This is a genomic window from Anatilimnocola aquadivae (assembly GCF_049819085.1).
GTDB lineage: Bacteria > Planctomycetota > Planctomycetia > Pirellulales > Pirellulaceae > Anatilimnocola.
Window position 1 is genome coordinate 3,938,309 of record NZ_CP187419.1, and the last position, 21,507, is coordinate 3,959,815.

12 protein-coding genes are annotated in these 21,507 nt (G+C 58.8%); 6 read left to right on the forward strand and 6 right to left on the reverse strand.

Going from position 1 to position 21,507, the window contains the following annotated elements:
• Positions 1-116 precede the first annotated feature (116 nt).
• Positions 117-2,183 carry an FAD-dependent oxidoreductase gene (locus NA78x_RS15750; RefSeq protein ID WP_425619409.1) on the forward strand — a complete coding sequence of 689 codons (2,067 nt, stop codon included), beginning with the start codon at positions 117-119 and terminating at the stop codon, positions 2,181-2,183.
• A 97-nt stretch (positions 2,184-2,280) separates the two neighbouring features.
• The gene (locus tag NA78x_RS15755) at positions 2,281-3,642 is read left to right on the forward strand and encodes a cytochrome B6 (protein ID WP_425619410.1); all 1,362 of its coding nucleotides are present in this window, start codon (positions 2,281-2,283) and stop codon (positions 3,640-3,642) included.
• Between the two features lie 19 nt (positions 3,643-3,661).
• Here NA78x_RS15755 and NA78x_RS15760 read toward each other — a convergent pair whose 3' ends face one another.
• The 3 genes from NA78x_RS15760 to NA78x_RS15770 all read right to left on the reverse strand — a co-directional run bounded on the left by NA78x_RS15760 (position 3,662) and on the right by NA78x_RS15770 (position 10,087).
• Positions 3,662-5,023 carry an efflux RND transporter periplasmic adaptor subunit gene (locus NA78x_RS15760; protein WP_425619411.1) on the reverse strand — a complete coding sequence of 454 codons (1,362 nt, stop codon included), beginning with the start codon at positions 5,021-5,023 and terminating at the stop codon, positions 3,662-3,664.
• Positions 5,023-8,298, reverse strand: a complete 3,276-nt coding sequence (locus NA78x_RS15765; protein ID WP_425619412.1) for an efflux RND transporter permease subunit — start codon at positions 8,296-8,298, stop codon at positions 5,023-5,025. The genes NA78x_RS15760 and NA78x_RS15765 overlap by 1 nt, the downstream gene beginning before the upstream one ends.
• A 97-nt stretch (positions 8,299-8,395) precedes the next feature.
• The gene (locus NA78x_RS15770) at positions 8,396-10,087 is read right to left on the reverse strand and encodes a TolC family protein (RefSeq protein ID WP_425619413.1); all 1,692 of its coding nucleotides are present in this window, start codon (positions 10,085-10,087) and stop codon (positions 8,396-8,398) included.
• A 220-nt stretch (positions 10,088-10,307) separates the two neighbouring features.
• Between NA78x_RS15770 and NA78x_RS15775 the strand changes: the two genes are divergently transcribed.
• The gene (locus NA78x_RS15775) at positions 10,308-13,727 is read left to right on the forward strand and encodes a DUF1553 domain-containing protein (protein ID WP_425619414.1); all 3,420 of its coding nucleotides are present in this window, start codon (positions 10,308-10,310) and stop codon (positions 13,725-13,727) included.
• 430 nt (positions 13,728-14,157) lie between these two features.
• Here the strand turns inward: NA78x_RS15775 and NA78x_RS15780 are convergent, their stop codons facing one another.
• Positions 14,158-15,558 (reverse strand): hypothetical protein, encoded by a 1,401-nt coding sequence (locus NA78x_RS15780; protein WP_425619415.1) that lies wholly within the window; start codon positions 15,556-15,558, stop codon positions 14,158-14,160.
• Between the two features lie 425 nt (positions 15,559-15,983).
• Between NA78x_RS15780 and NA78x_RS15785 the strand changes: the two genes are divergently transcribed.
• From NA78x_RS15785 to NA78x_RS15795, 3 genes are all read left to right on the forward strand, one after another.
• The gene (locus NA78x_RS15785) at positions 15,984-18,074 is read left to right on the forward strand and encodes an alpha/beta hydrolase-fold protein (protein ID WP_425619416.1); all 2,091 of its coding nucleotides are present in this window, start codon (positions 15,984-15,986) and stop codon (positions 18,072-18,074) included.
• Between the two features lie 324 nt (positions 18,075-18,398).
• On the forward strand, positions 18,399-18,689 hold the full coding sequence (locus tag NA78x_RS15790) for a hypothetical protein (protein ID WP_425619417.1): 291 nt from the start codon (positions 18,399-18,401) through the stop codon (positions 18,687-18,689).
• Positions 18,690-19,319: 630 nt separating this feature from the next.
• Positions 19,320-20,261, forward strand: a complete 942-nt coding sequence (locus NA78x_RS15795) for a DUF4886 domain-containing protein (protein ID WP_425619418.1) — start codon at positions 19,320-19,322, stop codon at positions 20,259-20,261.
• 29 nt (positions 20,262-20,290) lie between these two features.
• Here NA78x_RS15795 and NA78x_RS15800 read toward each other — a convergent pair whose 3' ends face one another.
• Positions 20,291-20,938 (reverse strand): TVP38/TMEM64 family protein, encoded by a 648-nt coding sequence (locus tag NA78x_RS15800; RefSeq protein ID WP_425619454.1) that lies wholly within the window; start codon positions 20,936-20,938, stop codon positions 20,291-20,293.
• A 13-nt stretch (positions 20,939-20,951) separates the two neighbouring features.
• Positions 20,952-21,506, reverse strand: a complete 555-nt coding sequence (locus NA78x_RS15805; protein ID WP_425619419.1) for an HDIG domain-containing metalloprotein — start codon at positions 21,504-21,506, stop codon at positions 20,952-20,954.
• Between the last annotated feature and the right edge of the window lies 1 nt (position 21,507).

Below are 21,507 nucleotides of genomic sequence, written 5' to 3' on the forward strand. Positions count from 1 at the left end.
CCAGCCCTCCTACTAATAAAGTTTGCAGCAGCCCATAATCGATTGCTGGCCTCTCCCCTGGAATTGAATCGCCGCGGGCAAAAACAAGTGCCGGAGCGTCACGAAGGATTTCTGTCATGAAAAATCATCCACTGATCGCCGCTACCATTTTGCTGTGCTGCGGCGTGGCGACTTTGCGTGCCGAAGAACCCCAACGGGCAGATGTGGTGGTGTACGGCTCGACGCCCGGTGGATTCTGCGCGGCGATTGCCGCCGCGCGTGAAGGAGCCTCGGTCATCTTGCTCGAGCCAACCGCGCATGTGGGTGGTCTGAATACCGGCGGCTTGAGCTTTAGCGATTCGAACCAGACCGTGCGCAGCACCGTGATGGGGCTGTTTGATGAATGGCACACGCGCATTGCCCAGGACTATGCCGACCGAGGCGTTGTGTTGCCCTACAAGGTTACCGTCAAAGATCAGGCCAAGTGGACTTACGAACCGCATGTGGCTGCGCGGGTGACTCGTAAGATGCTGGACGAAGCTGGAGTGAAAGTTCTCACCAAACGGTATCTGCAATCCGCCACCATGGACGGCAAGCGAATCACCTCGCTAGTAACCAAGGACGGGACGTTTGCCGCCAAGGTTTTTATTGATGCCACCTACGAAGGCGACTTGCTGCCCGCGGCCAAAGTCAGTTGGACCATCGGCCGCGAAGGCCGAGCGGAATACGGCGAGTCCTTGGCCGGCAAGCGCTATCCGAAGGGAAAAATGGCGATCGACGGCTTCGATAGCAACGGTAAACTTCTGCCGCTAGTCACCACCAGCGATGCTGGTCCCGAAGCCGATGGGGACCAGAACGTCATGGTCTACAGCTTTCGGCTTTGCTTGACGGCAGATCCCAAGTTGCGCTTGCCATTTCCGCAGCCTGCGAACTACGATCCGGCGCGGTTCGAAGTGATGCGTCGCTTCGTCAAAGCGGGCGGTAAGGTCGGTTTTGATCTCTATCCTCTCCCCGGCGGTAAGGTCGATGGGAACAATTCGATCGGCGGGCAGTTCTCCATTGGTCTCGTTGGCGGCGGCAATGACTGGTGCGCAGCCGACGAAGCCGGACGTGCCACGATCTGGGAAGCGCACAAACAATACACGCTGGAGTTTTATCACTTCCTGACGACCGACCCAGCGGTTCCTGAAGCGACTCGCAAACAGTTTGCGGCTCTTGGTCTGTGCCGGGACGAGTTCGCGGACACCGGTCACTTCTCGCCCGCTTTGTATGTGCGCGAGGGCCGGCGCATGAAGGGGATGTACGTGCTGAGTCAGAAAGACATCCTGGACCAACCAGCCAAAGAAGACCCGATTGTTGTCTCGTCGTTCCCCATCGACTCGCACGATTGTCAGCGAGTTGCGCTCAAAGGGGGCGGGGTCATCAACGAAGGCACGATTTTTCCCGTGCGGCGGAAGAGCCCTGCGCAAGGCTATGCCTACCATGTTCCTTACCGCTCGATTCTGCCGCAGCCTGACGAATGCGAGAACCTGCTCGTGCCCGTGGCGCTGTCGTGTACGCATGTGGGCATCTCCTCCATCCGTGTCGAACCGACATGGATGATTCTCGGTCAAAGCGCTGGCGTTGCCGCGGCGCTCGCTGCCAAACAAGAGGTGGCGGTGCAGAAGCTCGCCTATCCCAAGCTGCGCGAGCGCTTGCTCGCCCAGAAGCAGGTTCTCGAATTGCCCGAAGTTGTGGAAAGCGAATCGACGGCTCAATCGATTGACCCTGCCAAACTTGACGGCATAGTGCTGGACGATCAGCAGGCCAAACTAGCCGGCAATTGGTCTCACTCCACGACTTTCCAGCCTCATATCGGCCGGGGCTATGTTTTTTGCGGCGAGAAAGACGCCGCCGCGAAAGGTGATGGTTCGATAACCGCGACGTTTCGTTTCAAGGCACCTAAGACTGGACGCTATCAACTGCTAATGGCCTACTCGGCGCATGAGACTCGCGCGAAGAATGTTCCCGTGACGGTCGCCTGCGATGGTGTCAGCAAGACAATGACCGTCGATCAAACCGCGCCACTGCCCAAGGACAATCCATTTCGTGCGGTCGGTACCGTCGAGCTGCGGGCTGACGTCGAAACCACTATCACCGTTAGCAATACCGACACTGTTGGATTTGTGATTGTCGATGCGATGCAGCTGCTACCGGCCGAGTAAAGCCGAACTGCACAGACTTGCACCTTGTGGAGGGGGATGTTACGACGACAGGATATTCAACGGCCACATCACTCTCCTCTTTCGCAATGGGCCATCTATGAGAACGACAATCACGTTTCGTCTACTGGTGGTATTCACTACCGCTGCGGTGCTCCAGGGACTTGGTTTGCCAGCGGTCGCGCAGGAAGATTTCGCCGCACTGGTCAAACGTACTCAAGGTGAGAAGCCCAAGTTCGCTCAGCGGCACGAAAAGCTGCTGGCCGAGCGGTACGACATGCAGGATCGTCCAGCAACGGGCGTGACCATGGCCAAGGGCAAAAGTGTGCAAGCAGGTGTGCGCGTGCTGCTGCCGGCAGGTACCACCTGGGAGAAACTGGCCGCCATGACGCCCGCCGAGATCAAGAGCCAGAATCTTTGGCCGGCAGGCTTTTATCCGCTGCCCCATCCACATCATGAAGCAGGCGGAATGGTGTTTCCCAAGCCGCAGATTGATGAAGTGAAGAAGCAGAACGCGCGCGATCTGACGCGCTTCGATCTCGATTTCGACTTGCCCCAGCACTTGCTGCCGGAGTTTCCTCCGCCCATCTATCTCACCACTCGGCCCGATCTGGGAGATGTTTCGCAGGGACAACTCGTCACGCTCGCCAATTTCTACGACCTGTTTAAGGACGCACTCAATCCCAAACAGCTCGAAGGTCTGCGACTGCTGGTCACACCCTTCCCCCAGCAACAATTCAACGCCACCGACGACCGCCGCAGCTTGCATGCGCATGCGGGCGTGACCTGCTTCGATTGTCACGCCAACGGCCACACGAATGCCGCGACGCATACGGTGGGGGACATTCGCCCGAACGAACATCGTCACCGCATCGATACCCCGACGCTGCGCGGCGTCAACGTGCAACGCCTGTTCGGTTCACAGCGAGCGCTCAAGACGATCGAGGACTTTACCGAATTCGAACAGCGGGCTGCGTACTTCGACGGCGATATCGCCACCGCAGCGAAGAAGGGAATCAATCCGCTGGAACGCGGCAGCCAGGTCCATTTCATGGCCGAGTTTCAGGCTTTGCTCGACTTTCCCCCCGCACCCAAGCTCAACGTGCTGGGAAAACTTGATCCGGCCAAAGCCACCAAGAGCGAATTGCGCGGCCAAGAGCTATTTCATGGCAAAGCCCAGTGTGCGGTTTGCCACCCGGCTCCCTACTACACCGACAACTCGATGCACAACCTGCGCACCGAACGGTTCTTCGCCGAGAAGATGATCAACGGACGCAAAGCGTCGGCCGATGGTCCGATCAAGACGTTCCCCCTGCGCGGGATCAAGGATTCGCCTCCCTACCTGCACGACGACCGGCTTCTCACGCTCGAAGATACCGTCGAGTTCTTCAACATCGTGCTGGAGACCAAATTGTCGACGGAAGAAAAAGCAGACCTCGTCGCCTTCATGCGTTGTTTGTAGTAGCGAACGAAAGCGGCAATTATTTCTGCTGAGTGACAGCAACTTCCACCGCCTGCCCTTCGCGGTAGGCGGCGACATTGCCGGCGATGATCCGCTCGTCACCCTGCAGCCCCGAGATCACTTCGACTTCTTCGCCGGCGCGAATGCCGGTGACGATCGGTAGGCGAAGGATCTTGTTCTCGGCATTGACGATCAAGCACGAAGCCTGCTGATCTTTGGTGAGGATCGCCGTGCGTGGCAATGCGAACGTCTCTGCCCGTTCGGCAACCTTCAGATCGGCGATGACGTACATGCCGGGACGAAGAGTGCCGTCGGCATTGGGGACGTCGATCTCGGCGCGCAAGGTGCGCGTCGTGGGATGCAGCAGCCAGGCAGTACGGGTGACTTTGCCCGCCAGCGTGCGATTCGCCGCCGAGGGAATTCGAATGTTGGCTTCGCAGTCGGCCGAGACGAAGCCCGCATCGGCTTCGGGAACATCGACAAAGACTCGGACAGTATCAGCCTGCACGACGACAAGTAGCGGCTTGTCGCTGGTGCTTTTGCCAGGCTGAACGAGGTGTCCGGTGTCGATGTTTCGCTCGGTAACGATGCTGTCGTAAGGAGCCAAGATGCGAGTGTATTCGTGCACCGCGCGCAGTCGTTGTTCGTCGGCCCGGGCGACATCTTCCTTCGAAGCAATGGCCAATGCATCGGCTTCGGCCTGTTCGACACCGGCGCGCTTCTCGGCGACCACAGCTCGGGCCGAACTAATGCGGGCCTTCGCTTCCGTTCGTGCGGCATCGGCTGCGCGGTGAGTGGCTTGAGACTCGTCGAGCGTCTTCTGCGTGATCGCTTTCTCACCGAACAGCGACATGAAGCGTTCGAGTTCGGAAGCCGCTCGTTGAAACTCAGCTTCGCGGCGTTCGAGACCCGCTTCGGCTTCCGCAGCGAGGGCCTGAGCCGACTCCAGCGACGACTTGGCCACTTTGATGGCTGCTTTGGCTTGGGTCGTTTCGGCGACGGACTGCGCGACGAGAGCCTGCTTTTGCTTTAGCTCTTGGTCGTACTCAGGGATCGAGATTTCAGCGAGCAGTTGGTCTTTCTTGACTCGGTCGCCGATATCGACGTGAATCTTGCTGATGAAGCCCGTGACTTTCGAATAGAGGGGCGTTTGCTCAAAAGCATGGATCTCGCCGGGTTGCTCGACGCGGCGAACGAGCGTCTTGCGCACCGGCTGGATAGTCGCGACGCGCATCAGCGAGTTGCTGCCCGCAGATTCTTGCGTAGCGGATGGCGAGCCATGGTCGTCGTGCGAAGTGGTCGTCGGTGGTGGCGCGCAGCCAATTGCAGCGGCGAGAGAAGCTGCCGAGAGCCAAGCGTACGCTCGCTTCTTCATAACCATTAGATAGTCTCCGTGCCGGCCACAAAGTGGCGGCTCTGCTGGTCGGCCGGATCGAGCGAAGCACTGGCCCGGGTGGCGCTCCCTTGCAGCAAGGCAAAGAGCGCGGGGAGGACGAAGAGGGTGGTGAGTGTCGCCGCCATCAGGCCACCCATCACCGCGCGGCCCAGGGGTGCCGTTTGGGGCCCCGCTTCGCCGAGGGCGAGGGCCAGCGGCAACATGCCAGCGAGCATCGCCAAGCTGGTCATCAAAATGGCACGCAAACGATGCTTGCCACCATCCACGGCGGCAGCGGAAGCGTCGAGCCCTTCACGTCGGGCGTTTTCGGCAAAGGTGATGAGCAGAATGGCATTCGCCATCGCCACGCCAATGGCCATGATCGCGCCGATGAACGATTGAATGTTGAGTGTCGAGCCAGTGAAGTACAGCGCGGCGAGCACGCCCGCGATGACGGCGGGCGCGGCAGCGACGGCGACGAAGGCCAGCCGCATCGACTGAAAATTCGCGGTCAGCAGCAGAAAGATGACGAGGATGGCAAGCAGCAGACCAATCCCCAGACCGCTGATCATCTGACGCATCGGCGGAATCTGCCCGCGCAGTTCGTGCGAAATGGCCGGCGGTTTGGCTCCTTTCTTGGCGACCTCCGCCATCGCAGCTTCGTGATCGCGTTTGACTTGATCGAGCACTTTGGTGATGCGGGCGGAAGCTCGGCCGAGATCAGCGCCCGCAAGATTCGCCGTAAGGCTGATCTCGCGTTTCATGTTGTAGCGGTCGTATTGTCCGGGCATCGTGCCGCTGCTGAGCGTGGCGACATCGCGGAGTAGCAGTGGCGAGGCCGACTGTCGCACGGGAATGGCACTCAAGTCGTCGATGCTCGTCAGTAAAGGCTGGGGGACTTCAATCTGCACTTGATAACCAACCCCCGACTTGGGATCGGGCCAGTAGTTGGGAACGACGAAGCGGCTGGAAGCGGTGGCGGCGAGAACCGAGCGGGCAACTTGCCCCGCCGTAGTGTTCGCCTTGCCAGCCTTCTCGCGATCGAGCTTGATGTCGACGGTGGGATAGTCCAGCGACTGATACAGCTGGACATCTCGCATTTCCGGCAGCGTCGCGAGTGCCGTTTGCACTTTATCGAGATAGGCGCGATTCTCGGCAACCGAGCCGCCACGGGCCGCAATTTCAATCGGCGTGGGAGAACCAAAGCTCATCACTTCGCTGACAATGTCGGCAGGCTCGAATGAGAAACGTACATCGGGCAGTTTATTAGGCAACTCGCGCCGGAGTTCTTCCTTCAAGCGTTCGGTGCTGATGCCGCTATGAGGCCGCAGTGCCACGCGGAGGATCGCTTCTTCCGGTCCGCGCGAGAATTGATAGACGGCGTTGATCGGAAAATTGGAGTGAATCATGCCGACATACCCGAGCGTGAGTGAGACATTTTCGGGCCCCACTTTCTGCTTGATGTGCTCCAGCACTTCCAGCGAGATCTGCTCGGTCTTGTCGATGTGCGTACCATCCGCCGCCCGCAGGCGGAGGCGAAATTCACCCGCGTCGATTTGCGGAAAGATCTCCACACCCAGGCGATTGCCAAAGAAGGCGATCAGCAGCAGCGTACCGACGAAGTAGGCCGGAACCACCAGCCAGCGGGCTGCAATCACGCCGCCCAGCAACCGAGCGTAGCCATCGCGATAGAAGTTAAACGAAAGGGCGCGACCGAAGCGCGTCCGCGGTTCTGCGGTTGTGTGCCCCGAGTGTCGCTTGAGTAGCCAAGTCGAAAGGACAGGCACAAACGTACTGGAGAGAATGTAGGAAGCAACCATCGCGAAGCCCACGGCCAGCGACAGAGGTACGAACAATTCGCGGGCCGCACCGGTCATGAAAAAGCTGGGGACGAAGACCGCCAGGATGCACAGCATCGCCAGCAAGCGAGGCACGGCCGTTTGTGAGTTGCCTCGTCGCACGGCGAGCGCCACCGAGTCGGTATCTTCCAGCTGAGCATGAATGTTTTCGATTTCGACCGTGGCTTCATCAACCAGAATACCCACCGCGAGGGCTAACCCGCCAAGCGTCATCAGGTTGATCGTCTGGCCGCAGAGCCACAGCCCGACAATCGAAGCGGCAATCGCCAGTGGAATGTTCAGCACCACCACCAGCGCACTGCGCCAGTCGCGCAAGAACACCAGCACCATCAGGCCGGTGAGCAACGCGCCGAGGGCTCCCTCGCTGAGCAGGCTCTCAATGGCGCGCACGACATAAGGAGATTGATCGAATTCGAACGAAACCTTGATGTCATCGGGCAACTCTTTTTGCATACTTGGCAGGGCGCGCTTGATTTCGTCAATCACGCTCATGGTCGAAGCATCGGCTCGCTTCGTGGCCAAGATATAAACCGCGCGTTTACCGTTCACCAGCGCATAGCCGGCGGCGATATCAGCTGAGTCTTCAATGGTTGCCAGATCGCGCAGGTAGACGGAAGGTGTCGTTCCTGCTCGTACCGGAATGTTTCCCAGCTCGCGAGGTTCGCGCACCATCGCATTCATGGGGACGATCGGGTAACTATCGCCCACATGTAGATTGCCCGAGGGACTGATTGTATTGCCCGAGACCAGCGAATTGATCACATCGTCGGCCGAAACTCCGTAGGCTCGCAACCGATCGGGGTCGACGCGCATCACGATCGTTCGCGCACTGCCGCCGAACGGTGGTGGGGCCGATACGCCCGGCAAAGCTGAGAACAACGGCCGCACTTTGAAGAGCGCGAGGTCTTGAATCTCGGCGATCGTGCGCGATTCGCTGGAAAGGACGAGGTAGCCCACCGGGACGCTGCCGGTATCGAAACGCATCACAAACGGCGAGACGGTTCCCGGCGGCATGAAGGCTCGTGAGCGATTGACGTAGTTAATTGTCTCAGCCATCGCCTGGGCCATGTTGGTGCCGGGATGGAACTGCAACTTCATCAGCGCGTTCCCCTGCACGTTTTTGCTTTCAACGTGGTGGATGCCGCTGATGTAAAGAAAGTGGTACTCGTAGTAGTTGGTGATCAGCCCTTCCATCTGGGCAGGGTCCATGCCGCCGTAAGGCTGGCAAACGTAGATCACCGGCAAGTTCAGCGCGGGGAAGATGTCGACTGGCATCCGCTTCAGCGGCAATTCGATGTTGAACTTCGCGAGGTACTGATCGACGACCTTTGGGCGAATCGCAACTCCGGCCGCCAAGAGGACGGCGATGATCGCGACGATCACCGTCAGCGGGCGGCGCATGGCAAAGACGACAGGATTCATGAATCACGCAGGGTTTCAATCGCGGGTGCTGGGGCGAAGGCTGCGGGAAAGGTGGAGCCTCTTGCCTGGCAAGCTTCTGATGATCGCAGACCTGCTATTATTGTCCAGAACCGGGCGTGGCGGAATCTGCAGCCAAGAATCGCGGGCTGCCGCCGCCAATGGCCCGCAGCAGTTGGAACTGGGCAATATTGAAGTCGATAATCGTCCGCAAATAGTCGCGGCGGGCGAGTCCCAGGGCTTGAATCGACTGCAGCGTCTCGATGGGCAAGCCTTGCGAGTTTTCGATACGCAGCAAGTTCCGGCGGTACGAATCGACGGCAGCTGAGACACCTTTTTCGGCAACTGCAATCTGCTGGCTGCGCGAGCGCACCCGCGCGTGAGCTTCGACCACTTCTCCCGCGACGCGATCGAGGGCGGCGATCTCTCGCCAGCGAGCTTGCTCGACTCGCGCACCCGCTTCATTCTGGGCCGCGCGATCACCAAAGCCGAAGTTGCGCATTTCCCAGTAGGCAATGGCGTCGGCGTCCATGCGATCTCGGAAGGGACTGAAGTTGGTGCCTCTGCCGCCTCCGAGGCCGTTGTAGCTGACACCGAGCAACAGGCTTGGCAGCAGCGGAGCGTATTTCTCGCGCCGCAGTCGTTCGGCAGCTTCGGAAACCATCCAGCGACTCTCGGCCAGTTCGGGGCGAGTCGATAGTGCCTCGGCCACCAGGTCGGCAGTCGGATGATCGGGCCCGAACAGACGAATGGGGAGCGGAACAGGCTCTTGCACCAGGATTGGTTCCGCCGGATTGAGGCGAAGTTGCGTTGCCAGGCGGGCAGAAGCAACTTGGGCCGTCTCTTGCGTCCGGAGCAAGTCGGTTTCCCGTAGCGACAGTTCGGTCTTGGCCCGATCGAAGTCCGATTCCAACCCTTGCCCCGCGCGAGCGTAGGCGCCGGTGAGATCGACGAGACGCTTGGTGTGGGCGAGTACTTCGCGCGAGATCTCGGCTTCTTCTTCGGCGCGTAAGAGTTCGAGGTAGAGCACTGCCGACTCGAGCATTTCGTCGCTCGACGATTGCTGTGCTCCCCAACTGCGAGCTTGGGCGGCACTCGCGGCAATCTTGGGTTGAAAGATCGCATCGGCCGCATGAAAGCTCATCAGCACGCCAGGGATGCTGGGCGAGCCTTGACCGACGGCATGCGGGCCTAAGCCAGCTTGATAGCCGCCACGACTGGTATCGAAGACGTTGCCGGCGACATCTTGAATCGAGCCTTCATGCCGGTTGTAGGCGACGCCCAACCGCAGGTGAGGCAGCCACAAGACATTCGCGCGCTGAGCCTGCGCGTAGGCTTCTTGCACTCGCCACCGCGCGAACTCAACTTGTGGGTTTTGCGCATCGGTTGCGGCCAGGGCAGATACCAGATTGAGCGGCACTCCGTAGGGCTGACCGGCAATTGGCTGCGGCGCATTCACCTGCTCGGGTTCATTCAGGGACACTTGCTGAATTTCATTCAGGGACACTTGCTGAATGTTGGATTCAGCTCGGGGAACCATCGGGTTCGCTGGCGTCGCTGCGACTTGAACCTGCGGCTGTACTGCAGCGGGCTTGATCTCCGCCGTGGTTTGCGGAGCCAGCTTGGGGCGCGAACTTGCGCAGCCGAGCATGCCAGCCAGCGACAAGTGCGCGGCAAGGCAGATCGACAAACAGAGTGTCTGGCTGGAACGCATGGTGGGGGGACGTTCTGGCGGGATGCGCGGGCGTGCCAGCACCACGGGGAGCAGTGCTGAGTCGTGCTGAGAGGACACAACCTAAGTTCCATCGGCAACCGGTCATCCGTAATGGAATGATTTTGCCGAGTTCTCCGAATCTGCCTGCAATTCCCGAGAAAGCAGAAGTCGGTGTTCTTCCGCCAAGACTGTCGACCACGATACGGTCGGGCAAATGACTCGAAGCGGCGTGCAAAGCACGGTACACTAAGGAGTTATTCGGTTTCCTTCGTTCCACCTCGATCGGCGGCTTTCCACGATGATCGATTTTGCTCGCAAGGCAGTCCTTGGACTGCTGCTTGGCCTTGTTAGCCTGGCACCTGTTTTCGCCCAGAACGATACCGACGAAGCGCCTGCTTCAAGCTCGGGCGCTTATGGCGAAATTGTCGAAGCGGACCATCCGGTTGCCTGGTGGCGATTTCAGCAGGAGAAGAAGGACGCAGCGGGTAGTTGGACGCAACCGGCTGTGGGCGACAAAGCGAACACCGAGTTCGCGGACGTGAAGATGGTCGGCAAAGTGACCAACGCGGATGCTGGTCCGCGGCCTCCGCGCATGCCGCTCTTTAGTGCCGCCAACACGGCTGCCAAATTCAGCGCGGGCAACTACCTGCGGCTGGCTGATCCGGGAGAGAAGAGGCCGTTCGACTTCGACAAGGGAGATTCGATCACGCTCGAGGCTTGGGTAAATCCGAGCAAATTGAGTGACGGCCAGCAGGTGTACCTGATTGGCAAGGGGCGAACCGAGAACGAAGGTTTTCCTCGCGATAATCAAAACTGGGGATTGCGGATTGCCGGCGCTGGTGGCCAGGCCAAGATTAGCTTTCTGTTTCGCAGCGCCGATAATCGCCGCGGTACGCAAGACGATTGGCATCGCTGGAACAGCACGGCCAGCTTTAGTGTCGGGACGAACTGGCATCATCTGGCCGTTACCTACACCTTTGGCGACTCAAAATCGATTCGTGGTTACATCGATGGTAAGCCGACGACCGGTTCGTGGGACTACGGTGGTGCGACCGACGAAGCACCCGTTGTTGATAACGATGAAGTCTGGCTCGGCAGTGCTTCGAAAGGGAACGCAGGGAATTCGTATCAGGGCTTGATGGACGAAGTCGCGATCTATCGGACGGCGCTATCGGCCGAGCGAATTGCTGCCCGCTGGAAGGTGGTCCAGCCCGAAGGCTATGTGACCAAGCCACAGTTGCTAGTGCCGGACGAAGTGCTGGTCGAAGTGTTTGAGGGCTTGCCCGACGATTGGTCTTGGGACTTGGTCTATCCGCAACCAACAGAGCGCTGGACCGATCGTCGATTCGCCATGTCCGCCTCGCCGCAAAAGTATGGCGAGCATGGCACGCGCATCGATCGGGGCAGCCCGCACGTTTTGTGGCTTACCAGCCAGCTGAAGTTACCCGAGGGCCCGCAGCGGCTGTTGCTGCGATCGCGACATGCCGCCCGGCTGTATCTCGACGGCAAGCTGGTCGTGCAGAATCCGTTTCCTTCGGGCCGCACCGACGGTCACAACGCCTGGGTGCCGGTAACCAGTAAGGTTTCGCCGAACATTCGCGCTTTGCAGCCTGGCGATCAGGAGCAGGTGATCGACATCGACATCAAGCCCGGCTCACATGTGCTGCGACTGGAAGTGTTCGTCGGTGGTAAGAAGCGCCGGCAAGAGCTGGGTGAAACTTCGGTTTCGATCGCGCCCGCCGGCAGCGATGCGTTTCAAATCGTCGCCGTGCATGGCCAGCAGTTTCCGCTCAGCGACGAAGCCTGGTTGGCCTTCGAAGACGAGCAGCGTCTGCGGCTGCGCGACATCAACCAGCAACGACGCGCGGCCAGTGGCAAGGAGTACCACGAGTACTGGCAGAAGCGGCACGAATACGCGCAACAGACCATCAAGGCCTTGCCTGCCAAGTCGAAGAGTGATTCCGCTTCTGCCGCGATTGATGAATACGTCAACGAGCGACTGAAGAAGGAGGGTGTAGAACCGACTGCAGTTGTTGACGATGCAGCCTTTGTACGCAGGATCTACCTCGACGTGATTGGAGTTGGTCCGACGGCTGAACAGGTGGCCGAGTTTCTGAACGACAAGCGGCCCGATCGGCGGGCGCGCCTGATCGACCAATTGCTGCAACAGCCTGGCTGGGCTGATAACTGGATGGGTTACTGGCAGGACGTGCTGGCCGAGAATCCGAACATCATCAACCCGACGCTCAACAACACCGGGCCGTTTCGATTTTGGCTCTACGAGTCGTTGCTCGATAACAAGCCGTTCGATCGGTTAGCGACGGACCTCGTGCTGATGGATGGTAGTCCGCGGCAAGGTGGTCCCGGTGGCTTTGCGATCGCCAGCGAAAACGACGCGCCGATGGCCGCTAAGTCGCATGTGCTCGCCAAAGCACTGCTCGGCATGGAAATGAACTGTGCTCGTTGTCACGACGCACCCTTTCATTCGTTCACGCAAGAACAACTATTCAATCTGGCAGCGATGCTTGGTCGTGGTACGCAGTCGCTGCCAAAGACAAGCACCATCCCCGGCGGTGCCGGCGCGCTGAAGTCGGACATCGTGAAGATCTCGCTGAAGCCGGGGGACAAGATCGCGCCGACGTGGCCCTTTGCTGGCGAGTTGAAGTTTGACTTACCCGGGGACCTGGTTCGCAAACAAGGTGATACCCGTGAGGAGTTGGCGTTACGCCTGACGTTGCCGCAAAACGAACGCACAGCTGAAGTGCTGGTGAATCGGTTTTGGCAGCGTTATCTGGGCCGGGGGTTTGTCGAGCCGGTCGATGACTGGGAACAAGGTATTCCGTCGCACCCCGAGTTGCTTGAGTTTCTCGCGCACGAGTTTATCCAAAGCGGCTACGACATGCAGCAACTAGCGCGAGCCATCTTGAACTCGCAAACCTATCAGCGGCAGACCTCGAGCGACGTCAAACTCAACAAGCTGTTCGCGGCACCTGTTCGTCGGCGACTGTCAGCCGAGCAAGTGCTCGATTCTCTCTATGCCGCCGCGGATAAGCGGCTGCACTGCGAAGAGTTGAACATCGACGTCGATGGCAGCCGACTGGAGGCCTCGTCGATCAGCCTGGGTTTGCCGGAACGCGCGTGGCAGTTCACATCGCTATCGAACGAGCGTGACCGGCCCAGTTTGTCGCTACCGAGCGCTCAACCTCACTTGAACGTGCTCGAGGCCTTTGGCTGGCGAGCTTCGCGGCAGGATCCATTGACCGTGCGAGAAAAGGAGCCGACCGTTCTGCAGCCGGCAGTCATCGCGAATGGTACTGCCGCCAAGCGAATCGCTCAGTTCTCGGAAGATAGCCGCTTTACTCGCGCGGCAGTTGCGGCGAAGTCGCCGGCCGATTTCACCCGCGAGGCTTACCTGCAGATTCTCGGTCGCCAGCCTTCTGCCGCAGAGTTGGCACTGGGAACGGATTTGCTTTCCGACGGATTCGACAAGCGTCTGACCGGTGCCAAGCCCGGGCCGATGCCGACCCAGCCTGCGCGTGATGGCGTCTCTTGGAGCAATCATTTGCAGTCGAAGGCCAACGAGATTCGCGTGCAGCGCCAAGAAGAAGTCGAGCGGGGCGATCCGCCGACCACCTTGCTGACCGAAGACTGGCGGATGCGAGCCGAAGACCTGGTCTGGGCACTGATTAACTCGCCGGAGTTTGTGTTTGTGCCGTAAGCAAGTTCTGAGTTCTGAGTTTCGGGTTCAGAGACAAGCAATTGACTGTCTTGTCTCTGAACTCTGAACTTGAGAACTCAAGACTTTGTCCCCCAAGAAACACACCGCCCCCGGTTACCTCGAGAGATAACCGGGGGCGTTTTTCGTTTTCCGCTAGGAGGTAGTTCAGGATGGACTCAGAAGTCGAAAGACGCTTCTGCGGTGTGTCGTTTCCCCTCTCGGCCTCAACTGCTGTCGCTCGCTGTGTCGGACTACTGAGTGCGGCAGTGCACTCAGCGGTGATTCAATGGGAGAGAGTCAATCGTGCTCATCGGTGTCAATCAAAGGTTTCCACAAACTTCATTTCCAAGCAGGCCGCCTACTTTGTGGTGGGCATGGCCGTCGCCAAGCCCACCACCACTTCTACTCGTTGAAGGTTGTCAGCCTTCGATTAGAACCGGAATTCTCCACCGACGTAGGCACCGTGCAACAGCAGGCTGCCGTTGCTTTCGATGCGGTTCAGATAGTACGCATCCGAGAAGTCAGCAGGAATCTGGTGTTCCCACTGAGCCACACCAGCGGCGACCATGGCACGATAGCCAGCCTTCACCGAGAAGTGGCAGTTGATCTGGTACCGGGCACCAAGGTCCAACTGGCCGATCATCGACAACTGATTCTTCGAGTTGTTGATGTGGAACTCGTCGCCAGTCCAATCACCGGCGTTGAACACACCGTTGCCGTTGTTGCCGTGGAACGATTGATCCTGGTTGATGTTGTTGTTGAAGATACCAGCCTTGGCCAAACCATAGACTTGGAAGCAGTCGAGGACGTTCCAATTGAACCCACCACCGACTTGGAAACCGATCAAGCGGTTCTGCATGCGAATGTGGTAGCACAGTTCGTCGAGGTCACCATCGAACGTGTCGTCGGTGGCATCGGCGTTGAAGTGCAGGCCGTTATCGAACTGGAAGTAACGAACACCCATCATCCAGCCGCAACCCCAGCGAGGAGCACAGCTTGGTCCGCACATTCCGCCATTGCAACCAGCACCGGTGCAGGTGGCCATTGGGCCGCCACCGATGAAGCCATTGCCGTAGCACTGGCCCAGCAGGTTGACTTCGATGTTCTGAATGTCTTCGTAAATGATGACCTGGTGATGGTACGCGGCATTGAACCAGTCGCTGGCAGGTCCGCTAATCACACCGTCATCGTAGTCGATGGTCGAGAAGTCGAGCGGGGTACCCAGCGAACCGGTGGTGCTATAAGCATCCATCCAGCGGTCTTGGGGAAACAAACCCCAGTACGTCACTTCAATGCCGTTGTTGCCGCAGTTGAAGGTGCGGCCGATGGTGGTTTCGAAGCCACCGGTCCAATCCATGTCGCCGCCGCAAGAGCACAGGATCCGATCGCCGGTGACGGTGTCTTCCGTCAACAGCATGTGGTCGCCCTTGTTGCGGGTCATGATCAACCCACCGGCGTAGCCATACCAATAGTTTTGGCAGGGCGTGCAACCGGCGGCACCGCAAGCGCTATTCGCACCATCTTCGTACACGACGTCTTTGTCGCCCCAGCCACTGGTCGTGGCCTTCTTGTATTCGTCGCTCAGCAGGCTGTGATCGGGCTGAGCCATCGGCGGAGCGGGCAGGATCGAGGGGGCGTCGCTAGGACTTGGCAGGTTGTCTGCCATGGGAGCCTGGTCGTTGTAAGCAGCGACCGGCGAGACAGGATAGCTCTGCATGGCCGAAGGGATCGGCAGGAGCGATGGTTGATTCAGGTATTGAGCGTGTGCGGTGTTGGCAAACCAGGCCAAACCAAGGGTCCACGCGAGACTCTGCGCATAGAAAGACTTCATTTAACGTACTCCTTACGGGTGCGAGCACATCCTGTTCACGATCGCGACATCCAATGTACGCAATCGGGATGTACTCCAAGGTCATCCTGGACTAGGGACCTCATGTCCCGCAAAGGCATCCGTTCCAAGGAGACGCGTCATGTGTCTCCACGCAGCGTTGTCCGTCGCCGCGTACTAACTGTTTCGTCCAGATGCTGGCAAAGCATCGTTGCAAAGCGGTCTGCCACGGAGGAAATATCTGCAGAGGGGGCGACTAAACGGCACCAGCGGATTCCTGATTGCAGCCGGACTTTCGGGCTGTGCGGGCGGGCCACATTGCACCGGCAAACTGTCGCAACAACGTGCACGAGCGATATAATGCGACCGCCTCGGCTGTCCATTTTCATTTGCCAGACAGCCAGTCGTATGCCTGGGAACCATCTCGTATGAAACCGATTGTGCCGTTCGCTTGCTCGCTATGCCTGACCGTTTTGCTGTGTCTACCGGCTGTGTTGCCAGGGCAAGATAAACCAGCGACGAAGTCGCCAGCCGCTGCTGAACTCCCCGTGATTCCGCCGATCAAGCGCGTCCTGCCGCCGGAGGGGAAAGAGGTTCCCAAGGAGGTGCGCGAGCGATTGATGACGGGAGTCGAAGCCGCCAACATGCGACTTCAGAAGGTCAAGGACCACGAGTTTGCTGCGGATATCGCGGTGTTCCTCAAGGCCGTCACTTACGCCGTGGAACTGCGCGAGTTTAACGATGCCAAGGAGTTCGCCAAGGCCGATGCCCTGCTGAAGGAAGCGAATTTGCGGCTCGATCAGTTGGAACAAGGGAAGCATCCCTGGACCACCGCTACGGGAACCGTGGTGCGCGGCTTTCGTAGCGGCATCGATGGCTCGCCGCAGCCCTATGGCGTGGTGATTCCCAAGGATCACGACTTTTCGAAGCCAGCGCCCCTGTACGTTTGGCTGCACGGCCGTGGCGACAAGCAAACCGACCTGCACTTCATCTACGAACGGATGAGCAAGCCCGGCCAGATTACGCCGCCCGGCGCGATCGTGGTCCACGCTTTCGGCCGGCAGTGCGTCGGCTACAAGCACGCGGGCGAAGCGGATGTCTTGGAAGCAACGATGCACGCCGAGCAGCAGTACAAGACCGATCCAACCCGCCGCGTGCTGATTGGCTTCTCGATGGGCGGCGCGGGAGCCTGGCACGTCGGTGCGCACTATGCCGATCACTTTCGCGTGGTTGCGCCGGGCGCCGGCTTCGCGGAAACGGCGCTCTACCAAAAGCTGAAGCCGGAAGATTACCCGGCGTGGTACGAGCAGAAGCTGTGGGGGCATTACGACACCCCCGCCTACGTACGCAATTTGTTCAACAGCGAAGTGATTGCCTACAGCGGCGAACTTGACCGGCAAATTCAAGCGGCGCGCGTGATGGAAGCAGCCTATGAGGCCGAAGGTCGCCAGTTGACGCACTTGATCGGCCCAAAGACCGAACACAAGTACGAACCAAAGGTTCTAAAGGAGCTTCTCGCCAAGATCGATGAGGCTGTGAAGAAGCCCGCCGAAGATCCGCCGAAGAAAGTCTCGCTGCAAACACGCACGCTCCGCTATGCCCGGCAACATTGGCTGCAACTCTTCCGCCTGGAAGAACATTGGCAAGATACCCGTGCCGATGCCACGCTCGACGGCAGTAAGTTCGATTTGACGACCAAGAACGTCGCCTTTCTTGGCATTATGCTCCCCAAGGGTGTGCACGACAGAGAAGGCAAGGTTCAGGTGACCATCGACGGTCAGAAGTTGGAAGTCGCGCGGCGTACCAAGGACGAAGAAGAGCTATGTGCGATCCACAAAGTGGACGGCAAGTGGACCCACGAGGACTTGGCCAAGCTTTACAACCGCATTCAGGAGAAGGTGAAGCGAGTTGATTCCCACGGGCCCATCGACGATGCCTTTCGCAGTACGTTCGTCGTGGTCACTCCTAGCGGCAAGAGCAAGAACGCTCGCTTTCAGGCCTGGCAAGAGTTCGAACTTCAGCATTTTCGCGATCGCTGGCGCAGCTTGATGCGGGGCGAAGTGATCGAGGTGAAAGATACCGAAGTGACCGACGAAATCATCAAGCGGGCCAATCTCATCCTGTGGGGAGATGCCGATTCGAACTCCGTGATCAAGCAGATTGCCGACAAACTGCCGATCAAGCGCAGCGGCAGTGATTGGCTCGTCGGCACTGAAAAGTATGACGCGGCCACGCATGTTCCCGTGATGATCTTTCCCAATCCGCTCGACAAGCAGAACTACCCCTCGCCCCGCTACGTCGTGCTCAACAGCGGCCTGACTTTCCGCGAAGCTCACGACCGCACCAACTCGCAGCAAAACCCCAAGCTGCCCGACTGGGCCATCATCGACATGACGCAAATGCCCGATGCCACAGCGCCCGGGAGGATTGCGAATGCGGGGTTCTTTGATGAGAAGTGGGAGTTGAAGGTTCGGGAGGGCGCTGCTCCTGCCGAGCCGCAGCGATCAACTAATCGCTGATGGTATTTGCGGGAGGCCAAGACTTCTGCGGGGCCTCGTCCTCCCGAATTGAACGCTTCAGGTTCTGGCTAGCGGCCAGAACCTGCCGTCGTCGCCGGCTTGCTGGTGTGAAGAAATTCTTGAAAAAGTTGCTTGCAAAAGAATCACGCCAGCGAGATAGTGATTTGGTGTGCGCACGATGTCGTGCGTAATTGATAAATACTATAACGGCGGTGGCTGAGCCAGTTGGCTGGCTGTTCAATCCACCGGTCCCGTCGTTCGCGCATTTCTTGTTGAGTATCAGAAGTGATCAGGCAAAGGAAATGGAGAGACGGACGCTGTACTTTGAGCAGCGCAACCAGTCAGGCCGATAGCGAAGAGACATTCGCCCCCCTGTTCAGGGCCTGTTCAGCTGACGGCTTGAACAGGGCCAAAGGCGGTTATCAGACGGTTATCGGAAAACCCTGGGCTGGAGACCTTTTTTCGTTGCAAGTGATTGAAATGAAATTGGTTGCGGCGAATTGGAATATTGAGGTTTTCGCACAAGAAGTTATCAAAACGGGGATATCAAGGCGCGTTGAACAGGACTGTTCAGCAAGCCTTTTGGACGGGCGGTTGGCAGTCGCGAACTGGTGATTAAAGGAAACGGTTATCAAATAAGTAGCTGCGGAGTAGGGATTAGTCGACCGCCGACGGGCAAGCGTAGCGGGAGAGTAGCAGCGACAGATGGCGGTGCGTAAGAAAGGAAATGGAGAGACGCACGTTGCACTTTGAACAGCGCAACCAGTCAAGCCGACAGCGAAGAGACATTCACCCCCCTGTTCAGGGCCTGTTCAGCTGGGGGCTTGAACAGGGCCGAAAGTGGTTATCAGATGGTTATCGGAAAACTTCGGTTTGGGGCCTTGGTGTCATTGTAAGCGATTGATTTTATGTGGTTTACGGCGAATTGGAATATTGAGATTTTCGCACAAAAAGTTATCAAAACGGGCTATCAGGGCGCGTTGAACAGGACTGTTCAGCAGGCTATTTAGACAGGCGGTTGGCAGTCGCGAACTGGTCGTCAAAAGAAACGGTTATCAAAAAAGTAGCTGCGGAGTGGGAATTACTCGACCGCTGGCGGGCAAGCGTACCGGCGGAGTAACAGCCACCGATGGCGGTGCGTAAGAACTGATTGATGGTTCGCAAACGGGTTACCCGGCGGGTAATCTACGGGTTCAAATGTCGTTCTTTATTCCTGGCCTTGTCCTTGGAGTTGGGCTGCTAAACATGACGAACAAACTGGCTCTTCGCGCGTCGGCACTGTTGCTGCTCCTGCTGTTGGGTTTGCCCGCCCTGGCTGCAGAGCCGCTGAAGATGGACGGGAAGACGGTCCGCCTGATGACGATCGGGAACAGCTTTTCGCAAGATGCGACCTTTTACCTGGATGATCTGGCCAAGGCCGATGGGAACGAGTTGAGCTTGAAGACGGCGAACATTGGGGGCAGCTCGATGCAACAGCATTGGGAGAAGGCTCAGTTGCACGAGAAGGATCCGGAGAACAAGGCGGGCGTGTACACGGCCGGTCGTGGGTTGAAAGAGATTCTCAGCGATGGCCCGCACGATTTTGTCACCATTCAGCAGCGGAGCTTATCGAGCCACGACCTGGAGACTTATCGCCCCTATGCTTCGCACCTGCAAGGTTATGTAAAGAAGTACGCGCCGAACGCGGAACTGATTCTGCACGAGACCTGGGCCTATCGCGTGGACGATCCGCGGTTCGCGGTGAAGGCGCCGAAGGCGGGTGAGCCGAAGAGTCAGCAGGAAATGTACGAACTGCTGGCCAAGTCTTATCGCACCATTGCCAAGGAACTGGGTGTGCAGTTGATACCGGTGGGCGATGCCTTTTATGCGGCCGACACCGACGCCAAATGGGGTTACAAAGTCGATGCGGCGTTCGACGTGAAGCAAGCCAAGCATCCGCTGTTGCCCGATCAGTCGCACTCGCTGCACGTCGGCAGAAAGTGGAGCACCACCGACAAAGCGGAGCCCAAGTTGGGCATGGACGGACATCACGCCAGTGTCGCGGGGCGATATTTGGGCGCTTGCGTCTGGTACGAGAAGTTGTTCCAAACGAGTTGCGTGGGGAATAAGTTTACGGCGGGATTGGACGGCGATTATGCGAGGTTTTTACAGGAGACAGCGCATCGCGTGGTGGAGAGTGCGAAGTAGCTGGCGAGTGGCACTGCGAGTTTCGTGATTCAGCCGGAGCGTTCGGTGTTCGTCGTCCGCCGCCTGAGCCAGGCACTGAATGCCGCAGCCATTAGTACGGGCAGTGCAATCGAAACCGCGAGTAACAGGGGTAGCCATTCCAGTTCTTTCGCAATTCGACCAAAGGCCGCATAGGCCAGGGCCAGGCCGAAGTTGCTGAGGAGCACAGGCGGCAGAAACGTCCGCCACTTCATCCGGTGCATGCCGACGAACAATACGCTGGCCTCGGCAATGACGGGAATGCCGCGACCGACGACGAGCAGCCAGGGACCAAGCCGCTGGGTGAGGTCTGCCGCGCGCTGGATATCGGCCGGCTTGGCGAGCCAGCCAACCAGGGGCGGTCCGATCCAGCGGGCAAGGGCAAAGCCAATGATGGCTCCGAGCGACAAGCCGAACCAGGCGACGATGGTTCCCGGCCCGGCATCGAGCGTCCAGCCCGCGGCCGAGCATACCAGGCTGGAGGGAATTGGCAGGAAGATGTCACTGGCTAACAGACCAACGATGGCGATGGCCGACCAGCCTCGGGACTCTTGCGCAGTCCAGCGATGCGCAAGGGCATCGAGGTCGCCGCCCCAGAGCAGGAACGGAACGATGGGAATCGCCAGGACCAGAATCATCGGCAACATGGGCCGCAGCATGTCGCGCACGTGGCTAACCTTCCGCAGGCATGACCGCGAGTGCGTTGATGCAGAACTGAATGTGCTCGTCGAGATCGAGGCCGAGGTCCCCAGCACCGCGGTCGATATCGTCGCGATTCACCGCGGCCGCAAAGCTCTTTTGTTTGAGCTTCTTTTTGACGCTCTTGGCTTCCATGCCGACAAGCTTCTCGGGCCGCACCGCCGCGCAGGCGATGAGGAAGCCGCAGAGTTCGTCACAAGCATAGAGCGTCTTATCGAGCCTGCTGATGCGCGGGCAATCAGGCAGATAGTCGGCGTGCGACTTGATTGCATAGATGATGTGCTCGGGATAGCCGGCCTCGCGGAGGATTTCGGCCCCCTTCAGCGGATGATGGGGCGGATTCGGCCAGCGTTCGTAGTCGAAGTCGTGCAGCAAGCCAACGAGGCCGTAGGTATCTTCGTCCTCGCCCCATTTTTTCGCATAGGCCCGCATCGCGGCTTCAACGCAGAGCATGTGTTTGCGCAGGGCATCGCTCTTCACATACTCGTGCATCAGGGAGAGGGCTGCTGCGCGATCGAGCTTCGTCATG